Below are 24,871 nucleotides of genomic sequence, written 5' to 3' on the forward strand. Positions count from 1 at the left end.
TGTCAACCAATTAAAAACGCGATCACCTAATGATCATCGCGTTCTTGTATGCACTCCATATACTACTTCTTTATAAACTCTGTTATTTCCTGAAAGATTTCTTCTCTAATCGTATTCACTTTTGAAAAGTCCATGGCTCTTATATAGATGGACTCAAGTTGTTCACGGAGACATTTAGCTTCTTTAAGATATGAGATTGCTTCTTTCATTTTATCCTTATAGGCTTTTGTCGTTCGTTCTATGTCGGCTGCATATTTTTCATCGGTCCCTTGGGTGATGCATCTTTCATACATATCGATGATTTCATCAGATTCCCGATCCGGGAAATATTCATGTGGTGCTGTGCTGTCGAAAATTGCGATTCCTTTTTCTCGTATGATTAACATATCAAGACTATTGGGGTCAAATCCACAATGATAAACCTCTACATCATAGCCTTTTTCTTCTCCGGCAGAAGCAATTTTCTTTAACATCGTTGATTTTCCAGATCCTGCACGCCCTTTGATAAAGTATCGCTTCTCTACATCCTCTGTTAGATTCTGAATGTAGTCAACTGCTCCATCAGGAGTCGCGGCGCCTAAGAACCGATGTTTGACTGTAGAGGATTTAGAAAGGTTCTTATCTTCAAAGAAGAGTGAAATTAACTCATTTGTCAATTCATTCGCTTTTGTGAAGTTCATGTTGGAAATGTAGATTTCTTCAATGTCATCATGGGCACGCAGGGATTCAGCAAAGGTATCGTATGCTTTCTGAAAGAATGAGGCAATTTTATCATTTAAGCCAAGGATTTCCTCTTTATGCGGCAAGAGTTTCTTTGAGTCCCATGCCACTCCTAAATTCACATATTCTTCAATAACACCAGGAGCTTTCGGTTCTATGATATGAGGAGCCGTCCCATCCACAATGCCGACCCCAAATTCAGGAAGGAGAACGCCATCGATTGAGTGATTATCGGAAGCGCAATGTAAATAATCAACCTCTAACCCTTTACCCTCAAATCGTTCACCAACCGACTTCATCAATGAGGATTTACCTGTCCCGGGACCACCCTTCAGGATATAAACCCGCTCTAATCCATCTAACACCGAATCATATAGGCTGTAAAAACCTTTAGCCGTATTTCCCCCAGCATAATAATGACGAACCTTACCTGTCATGAAATCACCCTTTCACATCATTTATTTAAACATATGATGTGAGATCTAAATAGGTGAATACCCAACTAAAGCGGAAACGGCTTGAACATAAAAAAACATTTCCACGAATGGAAATGCTTTCAATGTATCGCCGTGAATCAATCGTCTCCGTTTAGAAAATCACCGATTCCACCAAGTAAACTTCCCTCACCAGTCGAACGACCTCCACCCTGGGGAGCACTTGCATAAATTCTTTCTGCTAAACGACTGAATGGAAGTGATTGAATCCAGACGGTTCCAGGTCCACGGACCGTGGCAAAAAACAATCCTTCTCCGCCAAGGAAGGCAGATTTGATTTTTCCAACATATTCAATATTGTAGTCCACATCTTTCGTCATGGCCACTAAACAACCCGTATCTACTCGTAACAACTCGCCAGGTTGAAGTTCTTTTCTATAAATCGTCCCTCCGGCATGAAGAAAGGCTAACCCGTCGCCCTCAAGCTTCTGCATAATAAATCCTTCACCACCGAAGAAGCCAGTTCCTAATTTCTTTTGAAAATCGATTCCAACGGATACTCCCTTCGCTGCACATAGAAAGGCATCCTTTTGACAAACAACTTTCCCTCCTAATTCACTGAGATCAACCGGGATGATTTTTCCTGGATAAGGAGCAGCGAATGATACATGCTTCTTACCCATCCCCTCATTGGTAAATACGGTCATGAACAAGCTTTCACCCGTTAATACACGTTTTCCTGCACCAACAAGCTTACCCAAAAACCCTCCGGTCCCACTACCCTTGGATCCATCTCCAAAGATTGTTTCCATCCCGATACCGTCTTCCATCATCATCATTCCACCAGCTTCGGCTACGGCACTTTCTCCTGGATCCAATTCTATTTCAACGAACTGCATATCATCTCCATGCAATTTGTATTCAATTTCATGTGAATTCATTTCTTGTTCCTCCTTCTAATATCAAGCATATTTACCTATTCTTCAAGACAGATACATTTCCCTTCTCTCATTCTATTTTCGCAATAATGAGATTTCATATAAAAAAACACACTCCCACACGAATCTGCTCGTGACGGAGTGTGTTTCCACCATGATTATGGTTTAGGAATGTTCTTACCGTAAAAAATTTCATCCATTTCCATTTTCACTTTATCCGTAATTTCATCCATTTCACTTTCATCCAGCTTTTCTTTTGTATAGCCGAATAAATAGTTATTTAAATCAAAATCTTTCAACTTACATTTTGTATGGAAGATATTCTGAGGATACACATTTACATCAATCATGTCATACTCATCTTTGATTTCATCTGGAATGTAATTCTGAATCGAATTAATATCATGATCGATAAATAATTTTCGTCCATTGATATCACGTGTAAATCCTCTCACCCGATAATCCATCGTCATGATGTCTGTGTCGAATGAGTGAATAAGATAATTCAACGCCTTTAGAGGAGAGATCTCCCCGCAAGTAGAGACATCGATATCTGCCCGGAAAGTAGAAATCCCTTCGTGAGGATGATACTCAGGATATGTATGAACCGTAATATGGCTCTTATCAAGATGCATCGTAACCGTGGATGGTAGTGGTCCCGGAGATTCATCAAAATGTTCTGTGGGTACTTCAACAATCGGTCCTTCAGACACCAGGATTGTCACACTCGCACCCTGTGGGACATAATCCTGCTTAGAAACGTTCAAGACGTGTGCGCCAATAATATCCGATACATGTGTCAGGATCTTCGTTAACCGATCAGCATTATATTGTTCATCGATATATTCAATATACGCTTCACGCTCTTCACGGGTCTTGGTGTAGCAAATATCGTACATATTAAAACTTAATGACTTCGTTAAGTTATTAAATTCATGTAGTTGAATTCGTTCTTCATGAGATAATTTCATCGTGAATTTCCCCTTATATGTAAGTTTGTCGTGCCTGCCTATGCTTTTATCTTACCCAGAGCCAACCATACTAAAACAGGTTCTTTTGATTGAAGGTGGTTAAGAATGGGTACTGAACATAGTGAATAAGCATTTCCCTTTTTACTTATTTATTAATTTGGATACAATGGAAGATAGAATGGAGTGTTAGAGATTGAGACGATTGTTTTTACTTATTATGATAGTTGCTTTTGCCTATATATCAAAACCCGCGTGGGAAGACAAAGTGGAAGCAACAGAATTCGATTCTGTGCTCACAAAAATTGAAGAAATAAAGAACAGTCCAAAAGTGAAAGACACCTTCAATCAACTATACAACGAAGTAAACCTGCTGCTCATTAAATTGGACGAGTCGTTTAGAGATCTCGAAAATCCCTCTAATATAAAGGAAGAGAACCCTGTAGAAAAACCTACTTTAACAGTACCAAGTGATCAAACCTTCTCTATCTATAATATTGAAATGGGAGATTCAAAAGAGAACCTTGAGCAAGAGCTGGGAGAAGCAAAGAGACAATCCACTAATGAATACGGAGTTTCCTGGTATGCCTATCACGAAAACTACCGTAATTTCTTAATGGTTTCTTATGATGAAAACAACCAGGTTAATGGGCTTTACACCAATCAAGACCTCCTTTCCTCCTCATCGGGAATTGAAATGGGGGTATCCAAAGAGGTGGTTCAGAATGAACTCGGTGAACCACTCTCAAACATCCGAAAAGGATTGACTCTATATCAACTCCAAAACAATGGAGAACAGGAAGTCTATCAAGTGGATGGAAGCTACGTAACTGTGTTCTATGACAAGCATGAAAACGACACCGTCACGGCCATACAAATAATCGATGAAAGCCTGGAAGCAAATAAGAAGAATTTCTATTCAGAAGCGAGTTCCGAGTTGAAGGAAGGATTTGAATTCCAGCTTTTTGACCTCACAAACGCTACCCGTGTGGAAAAAGGATTAAATGCACTCTCTTGGGACGATCAAGTCAGGGACACAGCAAGAAAACATAGTCTGGACATGGTGGAACAGAACTATTTCAGTCATACCAATCTCGAAGGCGAATCCCCATTCGATCGCATGGAAGAAGATCAGGTGGCCTTTCGTACCGCAGGAGAAAACTTAGCCTATGGACAATTAAGTTCCATCTTCGCCCATGAGGGATTGATGAACTCAAAAGGGCACAGGGAAAACATCCTTCAACCCCATTATGAACATTTAGGTGTCGGAGTCGCATTCAACGGAAAAGCACAGCCGTATTTCACAGAGAACTTCTTTAGTAATTAACATCGATCTTCCTAACCACTAAAAAAGCAAGTGAGTTACGCTCACTTGCTTTTTTTGCTGAACGTGGTCTTTGGATTATGATTTGGATGGAGGAACATCGCATCCATTTTCGTCACAAGCCATACCATCGGTTCCCAGTGGCTGAAGCGAATCCGTTTGATTCTCTTCTTCCCATACTTTTTGGATTGAGCTTAAAAATACGTCACTTGGCTGTGCACCTGAAATAGCATATTTCCGGTTGATCACAAAGAATGGGACACCTTGAACACCTATTTGTCTTGCTTCCTCTTCATCGGCTCTTACATCTTGGGTGAATTCATCACTTTCTAGTACAGCTTGTGATTCTTCTGCATCCAATCCGGCTTGTTCCGCTAATCTCACCAGCGTTTCCTTGTCACCGATATGCTTTGAAAGTGTAAAGTGAGCGTGTAACAGTATTTCAGTAAGCTCTGTTTCTTTTCCTTTCGTTTTTGCATAGTTTGTCAGGCGATGTGCATCGAATGTATTCGTGGAAATACTGGTATCAAAGCGAAAGTCCAGTCCTACCGTTGCTGCTTGTTTCGTCATGCTGTCAGTCATGTTTTTTGCTTGTTCAAGAGAAGTACCATACTTTTTCGAAAGAATTTCCTGAATGCTCATGTCTGTATCCACAGGTGCATCGGGATCTAACTCAAAGCTCTTGAAAGCAATCTCAACTTGATCTCTTTCAGGGAATTGTTGGAGAGCTTCCTCTAAATGACGTTTCCCTATATAACAAAATGGACATACATAATCTGACCAAACTTCAATTTTCATCCTATACACCTCAATTTACATTTTCAATTCGTATCTGATCGTACCATAATTCGCATGTTTCCACTTTGAATTTGCTCATGGCTTACGAATATGGAGGCTTTCTTCTCGTTCTTCTTTTCACCCTGGCTGCATGACACCGATCACAAATTGGAAACCCGAAGTTTGGAGGTAATTTCTTTCCGCATTGTTTACACGTCTGACTCATACTGGTGACCTCTGTCCTGAGACTTTCGTGTACTCCATCGGCGATTTCACTTCTAACCCGCTCCCAGTAATAGGCCTCCGTTTGTCTTCCCAATCGATATAAGAATAATAGATGCAGACCGACAGCCTTGTAGGATACTTCTTTTTGTTCCAGGTTTTTGTTATTTATAGGTGGTTCGGGTAATTCTTCTCCGTGTACAATGGCGTTCATGCACTCTAGCCACTGCTCGGTTAACTGAGCCTCTTTTTTCGAAAAAGGGAGATGTAAAAATCCGTACAGATCATTCAATGTAAGCTTCGCCTCGATATCGGTTCCACGAATGAGTTCATATAACTCCCTTTCTTCAAATAGGGAGGCTTTTTCCGTGCCATAAGGACTTTTGAATTTCTCCCAAAAGTAGAAAAACGTATCAAGGTCATGGTAGTAGCGTTGAAAACGTTCAAACACAGCGCTTGTCGGTGCGATGGCAAATGTTTCGAGAGATCGATCGGGCTGATCTAACAGATGTTTCATTACTTTAATATCCTTTGTAAAAGCTACTTTCCCTTCATTGTACAGTCCTTTTCTGCCGGCACGACCGGCAATCTGCTTTACTTCCTGGGATGTCAGCCTTCTCCTTCTGGTTCCGTCAAATTTATCGGTTTCCAGGAATACGATTCTTCGTATCGGTAAATTCAAGCCCATTCCGATTGCATCGGTTGACACAATCATGTTTGTCTTCCCTTTAATGAATTGCATCATTTGTTTCTTTCTTGTTTCAGGAGGCATGCTCCCGTAAATCATGCTGACCTTATGTCCATTATTTTGCAACCTTGATGCCGTATCCAATACCTTCTTGCGGGAAAAGCAGACGAGAGCATCTCCTTTTTTGGCATGCCGCAATTGGAATTCTTTCGATTCGACCTGCAAAGGAATTTCTCTTTTGTAATCATGGACTTCAATGTTTCCTTCACCCACTAATTCCATTAGCAGCTCCCGGACATTTTCACTTCCGATGATATGTACCTCTTTTGCTTTTGCTTTCGTAATCGCACGGTACCAGGAAAAACCCCTGTCTTGATCGGCCAGCATCTGAGCCTCATCGATTACAATCACTTCATATTCGTCCTTTTCACGGAACATCTCTACGGTAGACGATACGTGCTTTGCCAAAGGGACTTCTTTTTCCTCTTCTCCTGTTTTCAGATTACAGGGTACTCCATCTGTGTTCAATGTATCAAATACCTCCAGGGCGAGGAGGCGGAGTGGAGCTAAATACATGCCGCTTTTCGCTTCTTTCATCCGGCTTATGGCATGATGGGTTTTCCCTGTATTCGTTTCACCGATATGGAGGGTATACTTGATATCACCCCGGAATGAAGGACTATACTCCCTTCCAAAAATATCTTCCATCATTCGCTGTTCTTCTTCCTGCATCCTTTTCAACTCTGCTAACTCAGCAGCCTTTCTCTTCTCCCGCTCTGTTAAATCTCTTTCATAAATGGAAAGGTGAATATCCTCATCAAAAGGAACTTCTACAACCTGATATAAGTCCACAACATACTCCTCTTGAATCATTGTGAAAAAGGTTGACTTCAACGTAAGGAGAAAATGGTGACTAAGCCTGCTCAATCGTTCTTCCGATAAGGGCTGACCGAATACATCATCGTATTCAGACAATAATTCTCCAGGCATATGACTCATGAGTGAGCGGTATACAATTTGCTCTGAATAATAAAAGATGAAACGTTCGTACGGATAGAAATAGGTTTCATATTCCCATACATGCCCATCCCAGTTTTCACTCTTCTTGTGAATGGAGCCTGTAAATTCCTTAAGGAAATCAGATACCGTCGTAAAAGAATCACTAGTGAAGTTTCCTTCCTCTTCCAGTTTCTCTTCCAGCATATATGGTTCAGTATGGCGATACTTTGTTTTTGATGCCAGATCTTCTACAAATTTTTTAGCAAATAAATGTCGTAACTCCACATACCAATACAGTTCAAGCTCATCCATTTGCTTGTTTATGAAGGAGAGGATTTCTTTTTGAATATCTTTTTGAAGTGCTGCTTGCTTTTTTTCTTCGTGTTTTTTTAAATAGTTTTCTCTAACATTTTGATGGCGCTCTTTCCAATCGTTTGCTGAAGGTGGATATTCCATTAACCAGTTTAGAATATGAAATGGCTGAAAATCTCTTATCTCATTGCGAAATAACTTGTTAATCAGTTTCTTATCTGTCCCTTCGATATCATAACCTTTATTTCTTAAGAAGGCTTTTTTATGGCTTCGTAGAACATCGTTGGTTACCTTGTTAAGCCAGATATTCGTCCAGATATTGTGAAAGAAAGCACTTCTTTCTGTAACATAATCCTGAAATGAAGGACAATTCTCATGTTTCTCTAAGTAAAGTGTGATATCATCTTCTATCTTTCGTTTTGTTTCTTCTACGGCTTCTTCACGAAGTATTTGAAGGTTTTGCATGATTTGACCCCTTTATATGTTTTACACGTTATCCCTATATGTACTTTATAGTGTATGTATTTCTTCTATATCTAACAAATCTCTTGCTTACAAATAGTTCATTATAGCATAGAAGCTGCCCCTGAATGATGATAAATTAAAACAGAACTACGCGGGGCCCCATAGTTCAGGGCATGCATGTCATTGCTTGCCTTTCTCAATCGCTTCACCAACCGCTTCCGTTAGTTCCTTGGTGAGCTCGTGCACCATTTTATCAAATGTAGATTCAAGGATTTTAGCCAGTGAACTTGTGGATTCAATTGTGAGACACCCCGTCATAGCCGTGATGGAAGAGTTTACTTCATTAGCCTTAAAAAAACCTTCACCTGTAAACTTTTGATTGATCCCCCTTAATATGAACATGACTTCGGATGGTTCCTTCCATTCTGTAACCAGTACCTTCACATGCACCTTTTTGCTCAACACTCCAAAACGCAGGGTGAATTTCCAAGTCGATTGAACATCTGAAACAATGGTATGCTCTTTGTACCCAGGAACAAGAGGAGCCCAGGCATTCATATCACGAATGAATTCCCATACATGTAAGCGTGATGCATGAACGTTAACATGATGAATTCCTATTCCCATGAGAGTACCCCCTTCCTTATTAAATGGGATGTCCGTGAATAGTATGTAGGGTAAGAGGCTATTATGACTGGTGGAAGTGAGTAAAAAAAGAAGCTTCACAAGGAAGCCTCCTATTTCATGTTATTTACGATATCGAGAACTTCATGGAGTTCTTTGATTTCATAATCAGGGATAATATTTTGAGGTTTTTGCTGACGTCGATTAATCCAAACCGTTGTGATACCGAGATTTGAAGCCCCACGAATGTCTGTATTTAAATTATCTCCTACCATGATCACTTCGTCCTTTTGAAGCTTAAGCCTCTCTAAAGCATGAAGAAACATTGCTGAATCCGGTTTCCCTTTACCGATATCTCCTGAGATGATAATTTCTTCAAAATAAGGCACGAGTTCAGGTGTCTTATCAAGTTTTGTATTCTGTAAATGAGGTGAGCCATTCGTTAATAACAACAGTTGAAAATTTCCCTTCACTTCATTTAACACACGAAAGGTATCTTCATACACGTAAGGTTTCTCTCTTCTTTCTTTGCGAAATCGCTCGGATAATTCTGCCCCAAGCTCTGCATCCGTAATGCCTAAAGATTGTAACCCAGACGTCCAGGCCTTTTTGCGGTAAGTTGGGACGATTTCTTTCATCTTATGAAAGCCTTCATCATGTTCATCCAAGAAGTCTCCCCAAAGTCCTTCAAATGGGTTAATACCAATATTCTGTGTAAATTCATATGTATCATAGGTTGAATACAACTTTGTCGCAGCTTCTCTGACACTAAGCTCTAAATCTTGGGGATCCACCCCCACTTTCGTCTGTGCATAACGGCAAGTTGCTTTAAACGCTTCTTCAATACTTTTGGAGTCCCATAATAATGTGTCATCTAAATCAAACATGATGGCTTTAATCATCTTTTTCTCTCCTTTTTTTTCGTTTACGTTAATCTTATATTTTAGATTACTAGCTATACGGGAATTAGTAAACCAAGAAGAAAAAAATTATCATTACGTTATTATCAACGTTTTTAGGGAATACAACTAAAAACAACGTTTATTGAGGTGAACTTTACATGTGGATTGTATATGCAAGTATTGCATTAATTGTGGTTGCTATAGTCATGTTGGGAGTCGCACTTATGAAAACAGTGAAGACGACCCGACCCGTTATTAATGAAATGAATCAAACGGTGGCAAACATTCAAACCAGAATGGACAAAATTTCTTCCGAAACGAACCAGCTACAAGAAACACAAGGAGAGATTCAGGGAGATATCGAATACAAAAAGATGACCATCACCAACACCGTTCAAGAAGTCAAACGCACACCAGAAGTATTGAAAGGATTTTTAGCCAGCTTGAAGAAATAACAAAAGTTCACCTTACTCTTTAGTGAGGTGATCTTTTTTATATGTTATATCAGTTTACATAATATAATTAAAGTTCACCTCCCCCATCGCTTCCATCCCCTGCTTTAAACATGATACAATCGACTGGACTAGTAATGAGGAGGAGATGGTATGAAAAAATGGGCATTTGTTTCGGACTTTGATGGTACGATCTCTAAAAAGGATTTTTATCATCTTGTACTGGAGAAGTACTTTGAAGAGGGGCAAGTTTTATACAAACAATGGAAGTCTGGAGAAATGAAGGACATCGATTTTTTGCGTCAGGTTTTCACGTCCATACATCAAGAAGAAAGTCAGATCATTGAAGATATACATTCTCTGGAGATTGATGAACACGTTCCTTCCTTCATCCGTAAAGTGCAGGCACAAGGAGGGGACTTCTATATATTAAGCGCAGGTACGGATTACTATATTCAACATATTCTTGGGCAGTACGGAATTACTGGCGTTGAGGTATACTCAAATGAAGGATACTATGAAGAGAAGAATGTACATATGAATATTGATCCTGAACATCCACATTACTCCGAACGATATGGAATCGACAAATCAAAAGTTCTTACTGATCTCAAAAAAGAGTATGAGACCATTTATTTTGCAGGTGATAGTGAACCAGATAGTCATCCTGCCAAAGTGGCAGATATCACTTTTGCCATGAAAGCATTACAGGATATCCTGAATGAAAACAATACTCCTCATATTGAAGTGAATGATTTCATTGACATTGAGCAACATCTAATACGTCATGGAGTGCTGCGCTAAATCTTTTTGCTTATCTTGCCTTTGCGTGATACAATTATTTTGCCTCTCCCGAACATTCGCTTGTTGCGGGACACTTAACCATGTACGGACGGGAGGGGCCTCGCAATAAAAACCTTCAGACCGAATTCCCTTTAGGAATTCGGTCTTTTTTATTGACTGATTATTTTCATAGATATGAAAAAAGCCAGCCCCCGATTGGGAACTGGCTTGAGATACTAATGTAAGGAGCCACATTTGCCGTAATTTGATATAAGAAAGTTTTAAACCACCACTCCTCAAAGTGGGTGTTTGCAGAAGGTTTCCTGTCGTCCTCAAATCGTGGAGGCTTGACATTCCAACTTCGATGTAAAACTCCCTATTACAGTTTAAAGGTTAAAACTTCGTTATGATTACGTACAACGCAGCCTGTATTAGTATAATACATCATCATGAATGGCATTTCAACTATTGTTTTTCTTTACCATCAATAGATCTTCGTTCACAAAAGAACGGGACCAAGGTCCGTCCCTCTTTCATTACGCGTCGTATACTTCCATTTTCTCCATAACGTCGCCGTTTTTCATTGATTTAGCGATGTCGATTCCTGATGTCACTTTTCCGAAGACGGTATGAACGCCGTTTAGGTGAGGCTGTGGCTCATGAACGATGAAGAACTGACTTCCTCCAGTATCTTTACCAGCGTGGGCCATGGATAATGAACCTTCTTCATGTTTATGTGGATTTCCTTCTGTTTCACATTTGATTGTATAACCAGGACCACCCATACCATTACCATCAGGGCATCCGCCTTGGCTTACGAAACCAGGGATGACACGGTGGAAGCTTAAACCGTTGTAGAAACCTTCGTTTGCTAATTTTTCGAAATTTGCCACTGTTCCAGGTGCTTCATTTGGATATAGGTCAAATTCGATTTTTTCACCTGTTTGAAATTGTATGTATCCTTTTTTTGCCATTATAAACATCTCCTTTTTATATTAAGTCAATCAATATAATATCATTGAACAATTACTATGTCACTTTATAGGTCACTTTTCATTAGGAAACATTTCAATGAAGTACCACTTCAATAATTTTCACCGTATGTGCTTGTTGTTTTCATTTTCCCCTGAATCTTCGGGTACAGGTTGTCATGAAACACTATCTTGTTCGAATAAGCTTTTATAGAAGTCATATTTCATTTTAGGGAGTGAAACGTATGGTCGAAAATTTATTGAGTGGGATCTCCATCGATCCTCAAGTTACTTTGCTCGTTCCAATGCTATGGGTTTTAGGGTATGCATTGAAGAGGACTCCTCACATTCCGGATTGGTTGATTATCTGGATCTTGCTGCTGGTAGGAGTAGCTGCCAGTGGCTGGACATTGGGCTTTGATTTTAATGGAATTGCCAATGGATTCATCGCAACAGGTGCAGCCATTACCACCCATCAATCTGTTAAACAGACGTTTTTCTCACGGGTGAATGATCGAAATAAAAGAGAAAAAAAGAAATAGGGACGAAAAAGGACTGGTCCACGTGAAACTAAAATCACAGTTTCTCTTGGCACCAGTCCTTTTTATTTGTGAATTTAGTTTGCTAACACTTCAATGAATTCTCTCATATAGTCTGGTAAATCGGGTGGTCTGCGGCTTGAAACAATATGACCATCTGTGACGACGGGTTCATTTACCCAGGTTGCCCCTGCATTTTCCATGTCATCTTTTATTCCTGGTGTGCTGGTGACTTTTACACCTTGAAGAATTTTGGCTGAAATCAAAACCCAACCTGCATGACAGATTTGACCGATCGGCTTCTTACTCTTGTCCATGGTTTGAACCATAGAAATCACATCTTCATAGCGGCGTAACTTATCAGGTGACCATCCACCCGGTACGAGGATTGCATCATAGTCTTCCGGATTGATATCTTTAAACGCGTATTCTGAGACAATCGGAACCCCGTATTTCCCGATGTATTCTTGATTTGCATTTTCGCCGACAATATGTACAATTGCTCCTTCTTCACGCAAACGTAATACAGGATACCACAGTTCAAGATCTTCAAAATCTGCACTTACTAATTGAATGACTTTTTTACCCGTTAGTTTCAACAGGACCCCTCCTCACTTTTCTTCACTATCATTGTCTAAGTTATGTGTAGATATTGCAAACAATAGATCTTAATTATACGGACTATACTTCTTAATTGCTTGAATGATCGTTTTCGTTTGGAAATAGGATACAAGGAAGGCAACTACGGTCATGATAGAACCAAACGTGTATATAAGTGTCGAAAATTGCTTAAACGTATTTTTTTTCAAAAGAATCACCATACCTTCAAATTAGTAACAACACCCTCCTATCATTCCCAATTAATAGTGAAGTATGATATGCAGGCAGCAGTCGCTGTTATGTCTCCAATAATTTTATAAGAGCTTGAGTGCCGCTGTTTTCTTCACCATTCTTAGCCAATTCTTCATATAATGAGAGGGCCAGCTCTAACCCCGGTGTCTTGATTCCCATCTCCCTGGATGATTCCAGGGCAATCTTAAGATCTTTGATAAAGTGCTTTACATAAAAACCTGGAGCATAATCCTCATCAATCATTCGTGGAACCAGATTACTAAGGGACCAGCTGCCTGCCGCTCCCGAGGTGATACTCTTAAGCACTTTATCTGGATTCAGGCCTGATTTCTTCGCATAAAGAAGTGCTTCACTTACTCCCATCATGTTAGAAGCAATCGTGATTTGGTTACACATCTTCGTGTGCTGTCCCGCTCCTGCCTTACCTTGATACACAACATTTGAACCCAGAAGGTCTAATAGGGGCTTTGCCGTTTCGAATGATTCCTCGTCTCCTCCTACCATGATTGAAAGCCTTGCTTCTTTGGCTCCGATATCTCCACCTGAAACAGGGGCATCCAATGTCGATATTCCTTTATCCTTGCCTACTTCAAAGATTCTCTCTGCTAATTTTGGAGATGAAGTGGTCATATCAATGGCAAGTGAGTCACGTTTTAAATGATCAAGAATTCCATTTTCACCGAGGTATATTTCTTCTACATCTGTTGGATATCCTACGATCGTAATCACTGCATCGGAAATTTCAGCCACTTTCTTTGGTGTGTCTGCCCATTTTGCACCTCTATGTATAAGATTTGATGCTTTCTCTTTCGTACGATTGTATACGACCACCTGGTAACCGGCCTCGAGCAGATGACCTGCCATGCTTTGTCCCATGACACCTGTTCCAATAAATCCAATGACTCTTTGTTTGGTAATATCCTTCATTGATTTCTTCCTCCCTTTGCTTTACATCTATTATGTATATTTTTAACTAGAACTCAATAATTGTCCACTCCTGTAATTATTTGAATCTATCCCTAATGTTTAAATTCATGTATGCCGGGAAAATAAAGAACATACTATACAAACTATATTTTCCCTGAAGGAGGAAGAATAAAATGAGAGTAAATAAAACCTTACTTGTTGGTGCGACGGTTACGGCTGGTTCATTAGGATGGATCTTATCATCGAAGGAGAAGCGCAATCAGCTGCACAATGTAAAAGAAGGATTGGTAACTAAATTCAAAAAGAGAAGAAAAGAAGATTTACCTGTTGAAAAAGGCGGAAATCCAGACCCAGGAAATATTGAAGACAATTCCATGGTGAGTGAAGGAGCCATGACTTCGGTTCAATATTACAATGAAAAAAAACAAGATTAATAAAGCTGAACGAGTGGGTTAAACCCACTCGTTCAGCTTTTTCAATTCAGGATAAAAAAATATACGGTTACAAATATAAGGACAATAGTTGCTACAATCGCCATCATCTTGATGAAGGCATCTGCAGATACAAATGTTTGTGTGTTTATATGTCTTCTCGTCCGGTAGTAGTTAACGGTCGATCCAATAATGATAACTAACCCGATAATGATTGATACAGCACTGATGGAGACGGCGATTCGATCTTGGACGGCATCTCCTTGAAGCGAGTTATAATGCAAGCTTGTTGTGAGGAAACCAATCCCGATAATTGCAATCGCTGTACGAATCCAAGCCAGGAATGTTCGTTCGTTTGCTAGGTGCTGCTGAATATATTTTGATTCATTTGTTCCGTTCATGCATATCCACTTCCCTGGTTCTTCCATATACATGCAATCATCCTCATTGAGGATGATTGCATGATGTAACTATGCTCTTTTCAAACCGCTATTTTATTTACCGCACCGCACATCGGTTTGGACCTGTTTCCATTTCCCGTTGTTCCTCTTCTTCCGGATGCATTTTACCCATGTTGGTTTCACGAATTTTTTCATAGCTATTTGGTTGAGGAGGAAGATTTTCCGTAACTGTTTTTCGGAATTCCTGTTCATCTTCTATGTTTAATCCATGATTTTCTCTATATAGAGCTTTTAGAGGATGAGACACCGATCCATCTTCATTCATCTCATCGATTGTCATAAAGTGGGCAGGTAAGACAATCAATTCATCCGCAAGATCTTTATACCTCTTATACAAAGTTTTCCTTAAGTCTCCTACCCAGTCTTCTGCTTTACCAGCTAAATCAGGTCTGCCTATCGAATCAATAAACAGAATATCTCCTGTTAACAAGTAGTGATCTGCCACAATAAAGGAGGTGCTCCCAATCGTATGTCCAGGAGAGTATACAGCTTTAATGGTCGTATCACCCACATTAATGACCGTGTCATCATTTAATTCTTTATATTCGTATTGAACGTCCTCTGCATCTTTAGGAGGCAAATAATAAGGAGAATTGTATTCATTACTTAAAGACCGCCCGCCTGAAATATGATCTGCATGCAGATGCGAATCAAGTACTGCTTTCACCGATACTTCATGGTCTTGAATAAATTTCTTATAAGGTTTCAAAATCCGGCTGGTGTCAACGAAAGCTACTTCTCCATTTGAAACGATAGCATAAGATAGACAACCTTTCCCGATACGGACAAATTGGTAGAGTGAACCGCCTGAAACATCCCCAATTTTTACTGGCTCTAGATATTCACTCCAAGCCTGCATGCCTCCATTTACGGAATAAATGTTATCCATTCCTGCTTCTACCAGCATTTCTGCCGTTTTAGTGGAAGAATTTCCTTTTGCACATATCACGTAAATGGCTTCATCACGTGGTAAAGTGGATTGAACAGATCCAAGATCGTCCTTGAGTTCGGAAAAAGGCTTATTTATTATTTTTACGTTCTTCCCTTCTACCCTCCAATCATCGAAGGCATCCTTTGGACGAACGTCCAGAATAAACATGCTGTCTCCATTGAGTATCTTTTTCGTTAGTTCCTTTGCCGTCAATTCTTTTACACTTGTCATATGATGAATTCCTCCCTCTTACTATTTTCATCCCATCGTATATAAATTATCCTATTTTCCACTCTTTAAACCTACAGGGGTATTTAATGTGATTATTTTTCCAATAATGAAAATCGAAGAAAGAATGACTTAATCTACTTTACCTTCCCATGCGAGCATTCCGCCGACCATATTTGTTACATGGAACCCTTGATAGTCGAGAAACTTTACAGCTTGACTGCTTCTGCCGCCGGATTGACAAACCACGATGTACTCTTTCTTCTTGTCTAATTCATTCATTCGAAATTCCAGAAGACCCAATGGAAGGTGGATACTTGTTGGAATTCTCCCACTTCTTACCTCAGCTGTTTCGCGAACATCAATAATATTTAATGTTTCTCCAGCTGTTAATCGTTCATTTACCCTACTTGCTGAAATTATTTTCATTAATATTCCCTCTCCTTCAAAGGTTATAGCCACTCTATTAATTGGACCAGGAATTCATTCCACCCTTAACATTAGTAACCGTTGTGAACCCTTGCTTTTTAAGTACTTTACAGGCACTGGCACTTCTCATTCCACTTTGACAAATCACAATGATTTCTTTATCCTTCGATAATTTGTGAACGTGTTGTTGTAAAGACTGTAATGGCACATTCTTAAAGTGTCTGATGTGATTGTGTCTGAATTCTCCCGGCGTACGAACATCAATGAATTGCTTGTCAGTGTTACCAAACAACGATTTTAATTCATTCGTTGAAATTTGTTTGATATTTTTCCCTGGTTTCTTCATCATCACATAAAGATAAATGAGTATCGCTAGAACAATCACTCCAATAAATTCCAAAACATCACCTCATCTGTTTGCATTAATCTGATTCCCAAAGCATTTACTTTATAGCTTTATAATATACCCTACTAGGTATATAGTCAAGTGTTGTGTATATCCATAGAAAAACCGACTCTGTCCTTAGAGTCGGTTTGATATATTATAGGTAATAATAGTAGCGTTTATGTGGACCCTTAAATGGGCTATTTACAATCTGTCCTCCAAGAAACCCTAATCCAAGACCAATTAAACCTGCACCGATTGGATTAATACCATACCCGTAGCCTCCTGCCGGACCAAATGGTGGTGGACCGTAACCGGGCTGTGGAAATCCTGGCGGCGGAAAACCTTGGGGTCCCGCTGTACTACCATAAGGTCCTTGATTATAATAACCTGGTCCTCCACCGAATCCCCCTCCTGGACCCTGGTTACCTTCCCATGGTACATAGCCTTGATACACGCCAGGAGGATTGCCGCCATATCCAGTTCCAAGGTTTGGAAATCCGGATCCGGAATTAAATAGGCTCATCAAATTCTTTCTGTATATGGTTCTCCTCTCATACATCTTCGTCACTCCTCTTTATTAGCCTATTAAGAAATGGAAAAAAGGGAAGGGCAAATGTCCCTGTTTGGGAAAAGTAGTGAGCCATGAACGGATTTCCGCTTCCGAGCCCTGTCGTAATTCATGCTAAAATGGATAAAGCTACTACGGTAAATGTTTCTTATATCATAAAAAATTCACTAATTTCGTCTATAATAAAACTTATGCCATTGCATGTGAAGTATGGATAGGAGTGGTTTACGTTGAAAAAATGGAATGTCCTGATTGTGGATGATGAGCCGGAAATGAGGCAGCTGATCAAACTGTATTTAAATAGAGATCAATATTTCTGCTTAGATGCAGAGAATGGACTCGCTGCCCTTGATCAGCTGAAGAAAACACATGTGGATATCATGGTTGTGGATATCATGATGCCATTCATGGATGGTTATCAATTACTAAAAGAGGTTCGGGAAACAAGCCAGGTTCCCTTCATCTTCCTTTCGGCAAAGGGAGATGATTTAGACAAGGTGAAAGGACTTAGGCTTGGAAGTGACGACTATATGGTTAAACCATTTAATGCTGAGGAACTTGTTGCACGAATCGAAACGATCCTGAGAAGATCCTACGGAACTCAATCGTCCCAACATTCAATGATCGAACGATATGGACCGGTGTCATTTAATTTGGCATCAAGGACGATTTCAGTTGGTGAACTTTCACCTCGCTTAACCTTAAAAGAATATGAACTATTCTTGTTCCTGGCCCGTAATCAAGGAAGAGTGTATAAGCGAGATCAGCTTCTCGATCAAGTATGGGGAAGTGATTATGAAGGAAGCGATCGTACAGTGGATACCCATATTAAAACATTAAGGCTGAAATTGAAGAACCATGGACCTTTGATCGAAACTGTGTGGGGCCTTGGCTATAAGTTCGAGGGGTCCGTTTGAAAAATTCCAATCTGACTCTCAATAAAAAAGTCTCTCTTCTATTATTAAGCAGCTTATTTTTAACCATTGTCTTTTCATTTCTATTTATTCATTTTCTATATAAGGATCTATATATTGGGACCGTTAAGGAGTCACTGCTTTATCAAGGACAGAGAACAGCTGATCACTATCACTATGGTGACGTAAGCGGGAGTGTAAGGGATAAAATCCTTTGGTATAATGTGATCTCCCCTTACGAAGTGTCTGTTGTGGAGAAACTTGAAGACTTAACCAAAAGCTTCCCATATCATATTGACCAAAATCCTCTCATCAATAACGATGACAAAAGAGAATTGGCTAAAGGTAACCCGGTAATGAAAGAAGGATATGTAGCAGAATTTAACCGGAATGTGATTGGAGCTATCTTTCCTCTTATGAACGAAGAAAGATTAATGGGGTATTTACTCATATACATCCCCTTGGCTGAAATGACGGAAGTGTTTAGTAAAGGGATCCCTATATTGGTGCTCACAGGTGTCATGTTTTATTTTGTATTGTTCTTGATCATTCAATCTTCTTTAGCATCATTATTTAAACCTGTTAGGGAAATGCAACAATTTTCGAATAAAGTGGCTAAAGGTGATTTTTCAGACAGGCTCAATGTCAACTCCAGAGATGAAATGGCAGAACTTGCCCTGACGTTTAATAGTATGGTCGATTCTCTTCAACATCAAGAGGAACGGAAGCGTCAGTTTCTTTCGAATGTTGCCCATGAATTAAGGACTCCCCTTACCTATATCGGTGGATATGCAAAGGCACTGACCGACAAGGTTCAAACGAACCCTGAAGAAATGGAAGAAAGCCTGCGCCTAATTCAAAAAGAATCGATTCGGATGCAGAAATTAATTACAGAGCTACTTGAATTGAATAAATTGGAGGATAGCTCTTTTTCTTTAGATATTGAACCGATTGTACTCTCTCAGTTAATTATGGATTCATTAACACTTGTCCTCCCTCATGCAAAAAACAAAAAAATGGATGTCCAACATGATTTAAATGAAGAATCCATTATTCATGGGGATCCCAACCGGGTCATGCAGGTATTCTATAATATTTTGGATAATGCCTTGAAATATTCTCCTGAAGAGAGTCGCATACTCATTCAATCGTACGAAGAAGGTGGAATGGCTGTTGTAAAAATAAGGGATACCGGTATTGGCATTCCTGCAGGTTCCTTATCCCGTATCGGAGAAAGATTTTACCGCTCCGATTTGTCGAGAACAAGAAATACAGGAGGATACGGCCTTGGTTTATCCATCGCCAAAGAAATCATGAATAAACACGATGGTTCTTTGTCTATAGATAGTGAAGAAAGCAAGGGAACAACGGTCCAACTAAGGTTTCCTTTACTTGAAATAAAAGACTGAGTCAAATGCAGACTCAGTCTTTTTGCTATTTTAAATACAAAATAGTCCATTACCCAAATAGATTTTTAATAGATTTAAAGAAATCAGCGATGGCATTTAATAAGCCAGTAAAGAAGTCAGACACTTTTTGCCCGAACCCTTCATCTTTGACAATTTCCTTAATCGTGGTTTGGATGTCATTCGTCAGGTCATCTAATTGTTGTTGAACATTATCAAAGTTAATATCCAGTGACCTCATTTTTTCAAACAAATCGATTAATAACTGGCGATCCTCCGGGCTTAGCTCGATGTTCAGAGTTTGAAGCTTCTCTTCAACGATTTGTTCAACTTCTTCTTTGGTGGCGGGATCCTGTTCGGCTATTTCCTTCTTTATTTCGGTTAACAGGTTGCTGACTTCTTCCTTATCAATCCCAGCTTCTTTGGCAAGTTCTGTTGCAACGGTTAATTCCTCGTTGGCAACCTCCATACGAACCGTATCAAGCTTCTCCCCACTAACATCATACGCTTTATAAATTCCGACTAATGCAGAATGACCACTTACCTTCACAGGAGAGGCCACATCTACTACTGCGTTCTCAACGCCTGCAGTTAATAAAGCATTTGAATACATAGAATTCGTCACTTCCGTAATATTTTCCGGTGTCACAATATTTACCTTCAGACCCTCGCCTTTCTCTTTGCGAGTAATCATGGCGGAGGAAAACATACGGGCATTACGGTTTTCACCTTCAATATACTTCACAAGGTCTTCGCCCGTTGCCGTAAACTCTTCCACTTCGGTTCCGTCTTCCATTCCTAATTGATCTTGAACCTCTTTCTTTTGTTCGCCCGTAAGGGTTTCCCCATATACAATGATAGGCAGTCCAAATTTTTCATTGATGCTTTTTTTATCATTATCTGCAGCAAATGCTGGCTGGGTGATGCCCACCATTAGTGATAATAGTAAGGCAATGGTAATCAATTTCTTCATTAATCATTCTCCCTTTTTCATGATGGATAGGTAATAGAGCTATTCCACTCTTCCATTGTACTAGTCTCATTAAGTATGTTCATCCATCTAGAGTCTTATTTCTTTCTGTTGATTAGACGATCAATACCAGAGGAAAGTTACAATGACTTTTTTGTGCACTACTATAACAGGTACGAAGCTACAACACAAAAAAGCTTAGTTCTGTTCACTAGAAATCCTCTATATGGTAGAAGATACCAGGTGAATCAGAACTAAGCTTTAAATGGTTTAAAGTATATCGAGCCAGATTTTAATCGCTGTAGCCAGGATTAAAACGGCTAGTATCATTTGAAGAACCTTTGTATTCATTTTCTTTCCTGCCATAGCGCCCAGTGGAGATGCAATTAAACTAGCTACGACCATAATCATAGCTGGTAGATATTCCACTTGACCTGTCGATATCTTTCCGATTGTTGATCCGATTGAAGAAATCAACGTGATGGCAAGGGATGAAGCGATCGTCATTCTTGTAGGAATCTTAAGGACCACCAGCATAATCGGAACTAGTAGGAAAGCTCCAGCTGCTCCAACGATACCTGCTCCAACCCCGACGATCAAGGCAAGTATCGCCGCTAACCACTTGTTAAATGTAACGTCCTCGAGTTTTATATCGTCAATGCCTTTTTTGGGAATGAACATCATGATAGCGGCAATTAATGCAAGAATTCCATACACAATATTAATTCCAGCCTCACTCATGAATTTCGAACCATACCCGCCAATGAAGCTACCAATTAAAATACTTACACCCATGTAAGTGATGAGGGTTTTATTAAGATAGCCCCCTTTACGGTAAGCCCAAACCCCACCAAGTGTGGCAAAGAATACCTGAACTGCGCTAATACCTGAAACTTCGTGAGCAGTGAATGTTGCTACTCCAAGCAATGGCGGAATATAAAGGAGCATGGGATATTTAATGATACTACCGCCGATCCCTACCATTCCTGATATATACGAGCCGACAAATCCGATTAGAAAGATAGTCATGATAAATGCCAAATCCATCGTGTTGTTCCTCCTCTTCTAATAAAACGGGAACCTCTCTCACAGGTTCCCATTTTGATTATTTCTTTAGATTAGTACGCTTGATTATCGAACCGCACATCGGTTTGGTCCAATTTCCATCTCACGCTGTTTCTCTTCATCTGGAGTTACTTTACCCATGTTCGTTTCACGAATTTCCTGATACGCGTTTGGTTGAGGTGGAAGGTTTTCAGATACCAGCTTTCTGAATTCTTCTTCACTCTCGATATTTAAACCGTGGTTTTTTGCAAATAATGTTCCCAGCTTTTCACCTACGGAGCCATCTTCATTTAATTCATCAATAATCATAAAGTGAGCCGGTAAAACGGTTAGCTCCATAGAAAGGTCTTTATACCTTTTGTAAAGACTTTCTCTAAGGTCAGCTACCCAATCTTCCGCTTTCCCCGCAAGATCCGGACGTCCGATACTGTCCACAAATAGAATGTCGCCAGATAATAAATACTTTTCATCAATCACAAATGAAGTTGAACCGATTGTATGCCCCGGTGAGTAAAGAGCTGTAATATCAATCGTTGTATTTCCAATCACGACTTTATTCCCGTCTTCAAGTGCAGCATATTCAAAGGTAACTTCTTCAGCGTCTTTAGGAGGTAACCAATAGGTAGCATTTGTTGCTTCTGCAATGTTACGTCCTCCAGAAATATGATCGGCATGCAAGTGAGTATCAAATACATTTGTAATCGTTGCGCCTTTTTCTTTTGCAAAATCGATAAAGATATCAGTCATACGAGTAGCATCGACGATCGCTGCTTCACCATTTGACACGACCATATAGGATAGACAACCTTTTCCTAAACGTACAAATTGATAAAGCTCTCCGCCTTTTGTTAATTCACCCACTTTAACAGGCTCCAAATGTTCGCTCCAAGCTTTCATTCCGCCTTCAAGGTAAGAAACATCCATCCCTTCATCTGAAAGCATTTCCGCTACCATAATAGAAGAACCTTCTTTCGCACATACAACAAGAATTTCTTTATCCTTAGGAAGTTGATCCATTATTTCTTCTACACCATCTAACAGTTCGAAGTATGGGATGTTCAGGTATTCAAATTTTTCACCTTCAATTTTCCAATCTTCAAAGGCATCTGCATTACGAACATCTAAAATGAATAAACCTTCTCTGTTCATGACTTTTTGAGCTATTTCTTTTGAATTCATTGGTTTGACTGACATAATTTAACCTCCCAGTAATAGTGTTTATACTTTACTTCACGTTCGATTCAACGTCTCCAGTCCAATCGCTCATACCTGGAACAACATTGATGACATTAGTAAAACCTTTTTCAGCTAATAATTGCGCCGCCATGTCGCTTCTGTTTCCGGTACGGCAAACCACATAAATGTCCTTGTCTTTATTCAATTCGTCTGCACGTGTTTCAAGCTCTCCAAATGGCATCGAGATCGAGCCTGGAATATGTTTGAATGCATATTCGGCTTTTTCACGGACATCCAGAACAACGACATTTTCATCGCCCAATTTTCCGGCCAATGTATCATTATCCGTTACTGATTCATGTTTACGCTCTACAGCCTCTTCACCACTTGATTTGCGGACAAAGTGCTTCAGAACATCTCCTTCTTCAATGGTTCCGAGATAATCATGGCCAGAACTTTTTGCCCAAGCTTGAAGATCCGCCTTAGAACCCTTGTCTGTTGCTTGGATCTCAATCACTTGTCCTGCTTCCAGGTTATTCATGGCCTTTTTTGTTTTTACAATCGGCATTGGACAAGCTAATCCTTTTGCATCTAATACGAAATTTGTTTCAATCGTGTTCATTTATATAACCTCCAATTACCTCATAGGGTATATTTTATTTCAAAAAAATTAGATGAATAAGTTCACGTTACCATTTTCAGCATCCGCTAAATACGCAGCTACTCCTGCATACTCGATTTCTTCTAATAATTCATCTTTGTGTAAACCTAATAAATCCATTGTCATGGTACACGCAACCAGATTGATTTCTTGTTCCCTTGCCATGTCAATTAAATCAGGTAAAGGCATAGCATTATGCTTCTTCATAACACCTTTGATCATTTTAGGACCCATCCCCATGAAATTCATGTTGGATAATCCCAGCTTATCTGCGCCGCGAGGCATCATACCCCCAAACATTTTCTCCATAAATCCTTTTTTCACAGGTACCATTTCTTCTTTTCTTAAAGCATTCAATCCCCAGAATGTATGGAAAATGGTTACGTCATGATCATACGCTGCCGCACCGTTCGCAATGATATATGCCGCCATCGCTTTATCATAATCTCCACTAAAGAGAATAATATTGGTTGTTTTTCTTTCTGACATTGTATCTCCTCCTAATTACTGTAAGGGGTATTTATCCCCTTAAAAAAATTTATCCTTTTTTAATCCAGAATGTAAATACATCATTTTCTTCATTTGAATCGAGCAATTCATGTCCTGTAGATTTAGCCCAGGCTGTTAAGTCACTTTTAGCACCTTTATCCGTTGTTTGAATCTCTAAAATTTGACCAGCTTCAATTTCTTTTATTGCCTTTCGAGTTTTTACAATCGGCATCGGGCAGGCTAATCCTTTAGCATCTAGTACTTTATCTGCGTTCATTTATAATTCCTCCTAAGAATGATTGTTTTTTCAAAATACCCATAAGGGTATATTATATGATATAAAAAAAGATGTCAACTTTTTTTTATCGACTCTTCACTAATAAATTCACTGCTTCTTTTACAAGGTCTTCTGTATTTTCACCCGTCTCTTGTGAATCCCTTACACACTCTACAAGATTCATACTGACAATTAAGCCTACGGAACGGTCCAGAGCTGTTTTTGCTGCGGAAAGTTGAGTGATAACGTCTTTACAATCTTCCCCTTGCTCCATCATTCTTACGATTCCACGGAGCTGCCCTTCAACACGTTTAATTCGATTCTTAACTTGTGAATTGTATTCCATAAAGACACCTCCTGTTGGCTTGTTGTTTCCTGCTACAATCACAATAATATACCCCTTTGGGTATAAAGTCAAGAGAATATCACCATTTTCTTTGAAAAGCTCTTTTCGTGAGAATGGGTGAGTATCCTCGCCGTTTCATTAGGTTTCCTCCACTGCTTATGCTCTTGTTTAACAAATGTGAATGATTCTTTTGAATGTGTCATATTGCGAAAATATGGACCGTTCCTTTTCGCT

30 protein-coding genes and 1 other RNA gene are annotated in these 24,871 nt (G+C 39.6%); 7 read left to right on the forward strand and 24 right to left on the reverse strand.

Going from position 1 to position 24,871, the window contains the following annotated elements:
* Positions 1-62: 62 nt before the first annotated feature.
* The 3 genes from ACOSV2_RS05860 to speD form a co-directional block, all read right to left on the reverse strand.
* Positions 63-1,157: a PRK06851 family protein gene (locus tag ACOSV2_RS05860; protein WP_428974340.1), complete on the reverse strand. Its 1,095-nt coding sequence runs from the start codon at positions 1,155-1,157 to the stop codon at positions 63-65.
* Between the two features lie 137 nt (positions 1,158-1,294).
* Entirely contained in the window at positions 1,295-2,095 is an 801-nt protein-coding gene (locus tag ACOSV2_RS05865) for a TIGR00266 family protein (RefSeq protein WP_397551281.1), read from the reverse strand.
* A 155-nt stretch (positions 2,096-2,250) separates the two neighbouring features.
* Positions 2,251-3,063, reverse strand: coding sequence for an adenosylmethionine decarboxylase (speD, locus tag ACOSV2_RS05870; RefSeq protein ID WP_428974341.1), 813 nt, complete (start codon positions 3,061-3,063; stop codon positions 2,251-2,253).
* Positions 3,064-3,256: 193 nt separating this feature from the next.
* Here speD and ACOSV2_RS05875 point away from each other — a divergent pair, with 193 nt between their 5' ends.
* On the forward strand, positions 3,257-4,387 hold the full coding sequence (locus ACOSV2_RS05875; RefSeq protein ID WP_428974342.1) for a CAP domain-containing protein: 1,131 nt from the start codon (positions 3,257-3,259) through the stop codon (positions 4,385-4,387).
* A gap of 75 nt (positions 4,388-4,462) precedes the next feature.
* Here ACOSV2_RS05875 and ACOSV2_RS05880 read toward each other — a convergent pair whose 3' ends face one another.
* From ACOSV2_RS05880 to ACOSV2_RS05895, 4 genes are all read right to left on the reverse strand, one after another.
* Complete coding sequence (locus tag ACOSV2_RS05880; RefSeq protein ID WP_428974343.1) at positions 4,463-5,182, reverse strand: DsbA family oxidoreductase; 720 nt, start codon at positions 5,180-5,182, stop codon at positions 4,463-4,465.
* An 82-nt stretch (positions 5,183-5,264) separates the two neighbouring features.
* A complete protein-coding gene (locus ACOSV2_RS05885) occupies positions 5,265-7,847 on the reverse strand; it encodes a helicase-related protein (RefSeq protein ID WP_428974344.1) in 2,583 nt (860 codons plus the stop codon).
* Between the two features lie 180 nt (positions 7,848-8,027).
* Positions 8,028-8,474: a CoxG family protein gene (locus ACOSV2_RS05890; RefSeq protein WP_428974345.1), complete on the reverse strand. Its 447-nt coding sequence runs from the start codon at positions 8,472-8,474 to the stop codon at positions 8,028-8,030.
* Between the two features lie 110 nt (positions 8,475-8,584).
* Positions 8,585-9,373 carry an HAD family hydrolase gene (locus tag ACOSV2_RS05895; protein WP_428974346.1) on the reverse strand — a complete coding sequence of 263 codons (789 nt, stop codon included), beginning with the start codon at positions 9,371-9,373 and terminating at the stop codon, positions 8,585-8,587.
* Positions 9,374-9,531: 158 nt separating this feature from the next.
* Here ACOSV2_RS05895 and ACOSV2_RS05900 point away from each other — a divergent pair, with 158 nt between their 5' ends.
* Both ACOSV2_RS05900 and ACOSV2_RS05905 read left to right on the forward strand, forming a co-directional pair.
* Entirely contained in the window at positions 9,532-9,828 is a 297-nt protein-coding gene (locus tag ACOSV2_RS05900; RefSeq protein ID WP_428974347.1) for a DUF948 domain-containing protein, read from the forward strand.
* Between the two features lie 150 nt (positions 9,829-9,978).
* The gene (locus ACOSV2_RS05905) at positions 9,979-10,629 is read left to right on the forward strand and encodes an MtnX-like HAD-IB family phosphatase (protein ID WP_428974348.1); all 651 of its coding nucleotides are present in this window, start codon (positions 9,979-9,981) and stop codon (positions 10,627-10,629) included.
* Between the two features lie 221 nt (positions 10,630-10,850).
* Here ACOSV2_RS05905 and ssrS read toward each other — a convergent pair.
* Both ssrS and ACOSV2_RS05915 read right to left on the reverse strand, forming a co-directional pair.
* Positions 10,851-11,039: non-coding RNA, 6S RNA (gene ssrS, locus ACOSV2_RS05910), on the reverse strand.
* A gap of 105 nt (positions 11,040-11,144) precedes the next feature.
* Entirely contained in the window at positions 11,145-11,582 is a 438-nt protein-coding gene (locus ACOSV2_RS05915; RefSeq protein ID WP_428974349.1) for a peptidylprolyl isomerase, read from the reverse strand.
* 242 nt (positions 11,583-11,824) lie between these two features.
* On the opposite strand from ACOSV2_RS05915, the gene ACOSV2_RS05920 reads away from it, so the two are divergent.
* The gene (locus ACOSV2_RS05920) at positions 11,825-12,121 is read left to right on the forward strand and encodes a phage holin family protein (protein ID WP_113967928.1); all 297 of its coding nucleotides are present in this window, start codon (positions 11,825-11,827) and stop codon (positions 12,119-12,121) included.
* Positions 12,122-12,195: 74 nt separating this feature from the next.
* Here the strand turns inward: ACOSV2_RS05920 and ACOSV2_RS05925 are convergent, their stop codons facing one another.
* The 3 genes from ACOSV2_RS05925 to ACOSV2_RS05935 all read right to left on the reverse strand — a co-directional run bounded on the left by ACOSV2_RS05925 (position 12,196) and on the right by ACOSV2_RS05935 (position 13,897).
* Positions 12,196-12,717, reverse strand: coding sequence for a type 1 glutamine amidotransferase domain-containing protein (locus ACOSV2_RS05925; RefSeq protein ID WP_428974350.1), 522 nt, complete (start codon positions 12,715-12,717; stop codon positions 12,196-12,198).
* Between the two features lie 69 nt (positions 12,718-12,786).
* Positions 12,787-12,927 carry a hypothetical protein gene (locus ACOSV2_RS05930; RefSeq protein ID WP_428974351.1) on the reverse strand — a complete coding sequence of 47 codons (141 nt, stop codon included), beginning with the start codon at positions 12,925-12,927 and terminating at the stop codon, positions 12,787-12,789.
* 88 nt (positions 12,928-13,015) lie between these two features.
* Entirely contained in the window at positions 13,016-13,897 is an 882-nt protein-coding gene (locus ACOSV2_RS05935) for an NAD(P)-dependent oxidoreductase (RefSeq protein ID WP_428974352.1), read from the reverse strand.
* Between the two features lie 173 nt (positions 13,898-14,070).
* On the opposite strand from ACOSV2_RS05935, the gene ACOSV2_RS05940 reads away from it, so the two are divergent.
* Positions 14,071-14,331, forward strand: coding sequence for a hypothetical protein (locus ACOSV2_RS05940; protein WP_113967931.1), 261 nt, complete (start codon positions 14,071-14,073; stop codon positions 14,329-14,331).
* A 41-nt stretch (positions 14,332-14,372) separates the two neighbouring features.
* Here the strand turns inward: ACOSV2_RS05940 and ACOSV2_RS05945 are convergent, their stop codons facing one another.
* From ACOSV2_RS05945 to ACOSV2_RS05965, 5 genes are all read right to left on the reverse strand, one after another.
* Complete coding sequence (locus ACOSV2_RS05945) at positions 14,373-14,762, reverse strand: YidH family protein (protein WP_397551267.1); 390 nt, start codon at positions 14,760-14,762, stop codon at positions 14,373-14,375.
* Between the two features lie 64 nt (positions 14,763-14,826).
* Complete coding sequence (locus ACOSV2_RS05950) at positions 14,827-15,951, reverse strand: MBL fold metallo-hydrolase (RefSeq protein WP_428974353.1); 1,125 nt, start codon at positions 15,949-15,951, stop codon at positions 14,827-14,829.
* Positions 15,952-16,080: 129 nt separating this feature from the next.
* Positions 16,081-16,377, reverse strand: a complete 297-nt coding sequence (locus ACOSV2_RS05955; RefSeq protein WP_428974354.1) for a rhodanese-like domain-containing protein — start codon at positions 16,375-16,377, stop codon at positions 16,081-16,083.
* Between the two features lie 37 nt (positions 16,378-16,414).
* The gene (locus ACOSV2_RS05960; protein ID WP_428974355.1) at positions 16,415-16,777 is read right to left on the reverse strand and encodes a rhodanese-like domain-containing protein; all 363 of its coding nucleotides are present in this window, start codon (positions 16,775-16,777) and stop codon (positions 16,415-16,417) included.
* Positions 16,778-16,919: 142 nt separating this feature from the next.
* Positions 16,920-17,324 carry a hypothetical protein gene (locus ACOSV2_RS05965; protein ID WP_324743982.1) on the reverse strand — a complete coding sequence of 135 codons (405 nt, stop codon included), beginning with the start codon at positions 17,322-17,324 and terminating at the stop codon, positions 16,920-16,922.
* Between the two features lie 239 nt (positions 17,325-17,563).
* Between ACOSV2_RS05965 and ACOSV2_RS05970 the strand changes: the two genes are divergently transcribed.
* Complete coding sequence (locus ACOSV2_RS05970) at positions 17,564-18,250, forward strand: response regulator transcription factor (RefSeq protein ID WP_324743983.1); 687 nt, start codon at positions 17,564-17,566, stop codon at positions 18,248-18,250.
* Positions 18,247-19,656, forward strand: a complete 1,410-nt coding sequence (locus tag ACOSV2_RS05975) for a sensor histidine kinase (protein WP_428974356.1) — start codon at positions 18,247-18,249, stop codon at positions 19,654-19,656. The genes ACOSV2_RS05970 and ACOSV2_RS05975 overlap by 4 nt, the downstream gene beginning before the upstream one ends.
* Before the next feature lie 49 nt (positions 19,657-19,705).
* Here ACOSV2_RS05975 and ACOSV2_RS05980 read toward each other — a convergent pair whose 3' ends face one another.
* The 7 genes from ACOSV2_RS05980 to ACOSV2_RS06010 form a co-directional block, all read right to left on the reverse strand.
* A complete protein-coding gene (locus ACOSV2_RS05980) occupies positions 19,706-20,626 on the reverse strand; it encodes a DUF1002 domain-containing protein (RefSeq protein WP_428974357.1) in 921 nt (306 codons plus the stop codon).
* Between the two features lie 267 nt (positions 20,627-20,893).
* Positions 20,894-21,670, reverse strand: a complete 777-nt coding sequence (locus ACOSV2_RS05985) for a sulfite exporter TauE/SafE family protein (protein WP_113967937.1) — start codon at positions 21,668-21,670, stop codon at positions 20,894-20,896.
* 84 nt (positions 21,671-21,754) lie between these two features.
* Complete coding sequence (locus ACOSV2_RS05990; protein ID WP_428974358.1) at positions 21,755-22,882, reverse strand: MBL fold metallo-hydrolase; 1,128 nt, start codon at positions 22,880-22,882, stop codon at positions 21,755-21,757.
* A gap of 31 nt (positions 22,883-22,913) precedes the next feature.
* On the reverse strand, positions 22,914-23,486 hold the full coding sequence (locus ACOSV2_RS05995; protein WP_428974359.1) for a sulfurtransferase TusA family protein: 573 nt from the start codon (positions 23,484-23,486) through the stop codon (positions 22,914-22,916).
* Positions 23,487-23,534: 48 nt separating this feature from the next.
* Positions 23,535-24,014 (reverse strand): DsrE/DsrF/DrsH-like family protein, encoded by a 480-nt coding sequence (locus ACOSV2_RS06000; protein ID WP_113967940.1) that lies wholly within the window; start codon positions 24,012-24,014, stop codon positions 23,535-23,537.
* Between the two features lie 49 nt (positions 24,015-24,063).
* A complete protein-coding gene (locus tag ACOSV2_RS06005) occupies positions 24,064-24,291 on the reverse strand; it encodes a sulfurtransferase TusA family protein (RefSeq protein ID WP_428974360.1) in 228 nt (75 codons plus the stop codon).
* Between the two features lie 85 nt (positions 24,292-24,376).
* Positions 24,377-24,637 carry a metal-sensitive transcriptional regulator gene (locus tag ACOSV2_RS06010; protein ID WP_428974361.1) on the reverse strand — a complete coding sequence of 87 codons (261 nt, stop codon included), beginning with the start codon at positions 24,635-24,637 and terminating at the stop codon, positions 24,377-24,379.
* Positions 24,638-24,871: the final 234 nt, after the last annotated feature.

The organism is Rossellomorea sp. DUT-2 (assembly GCF_052665285.1).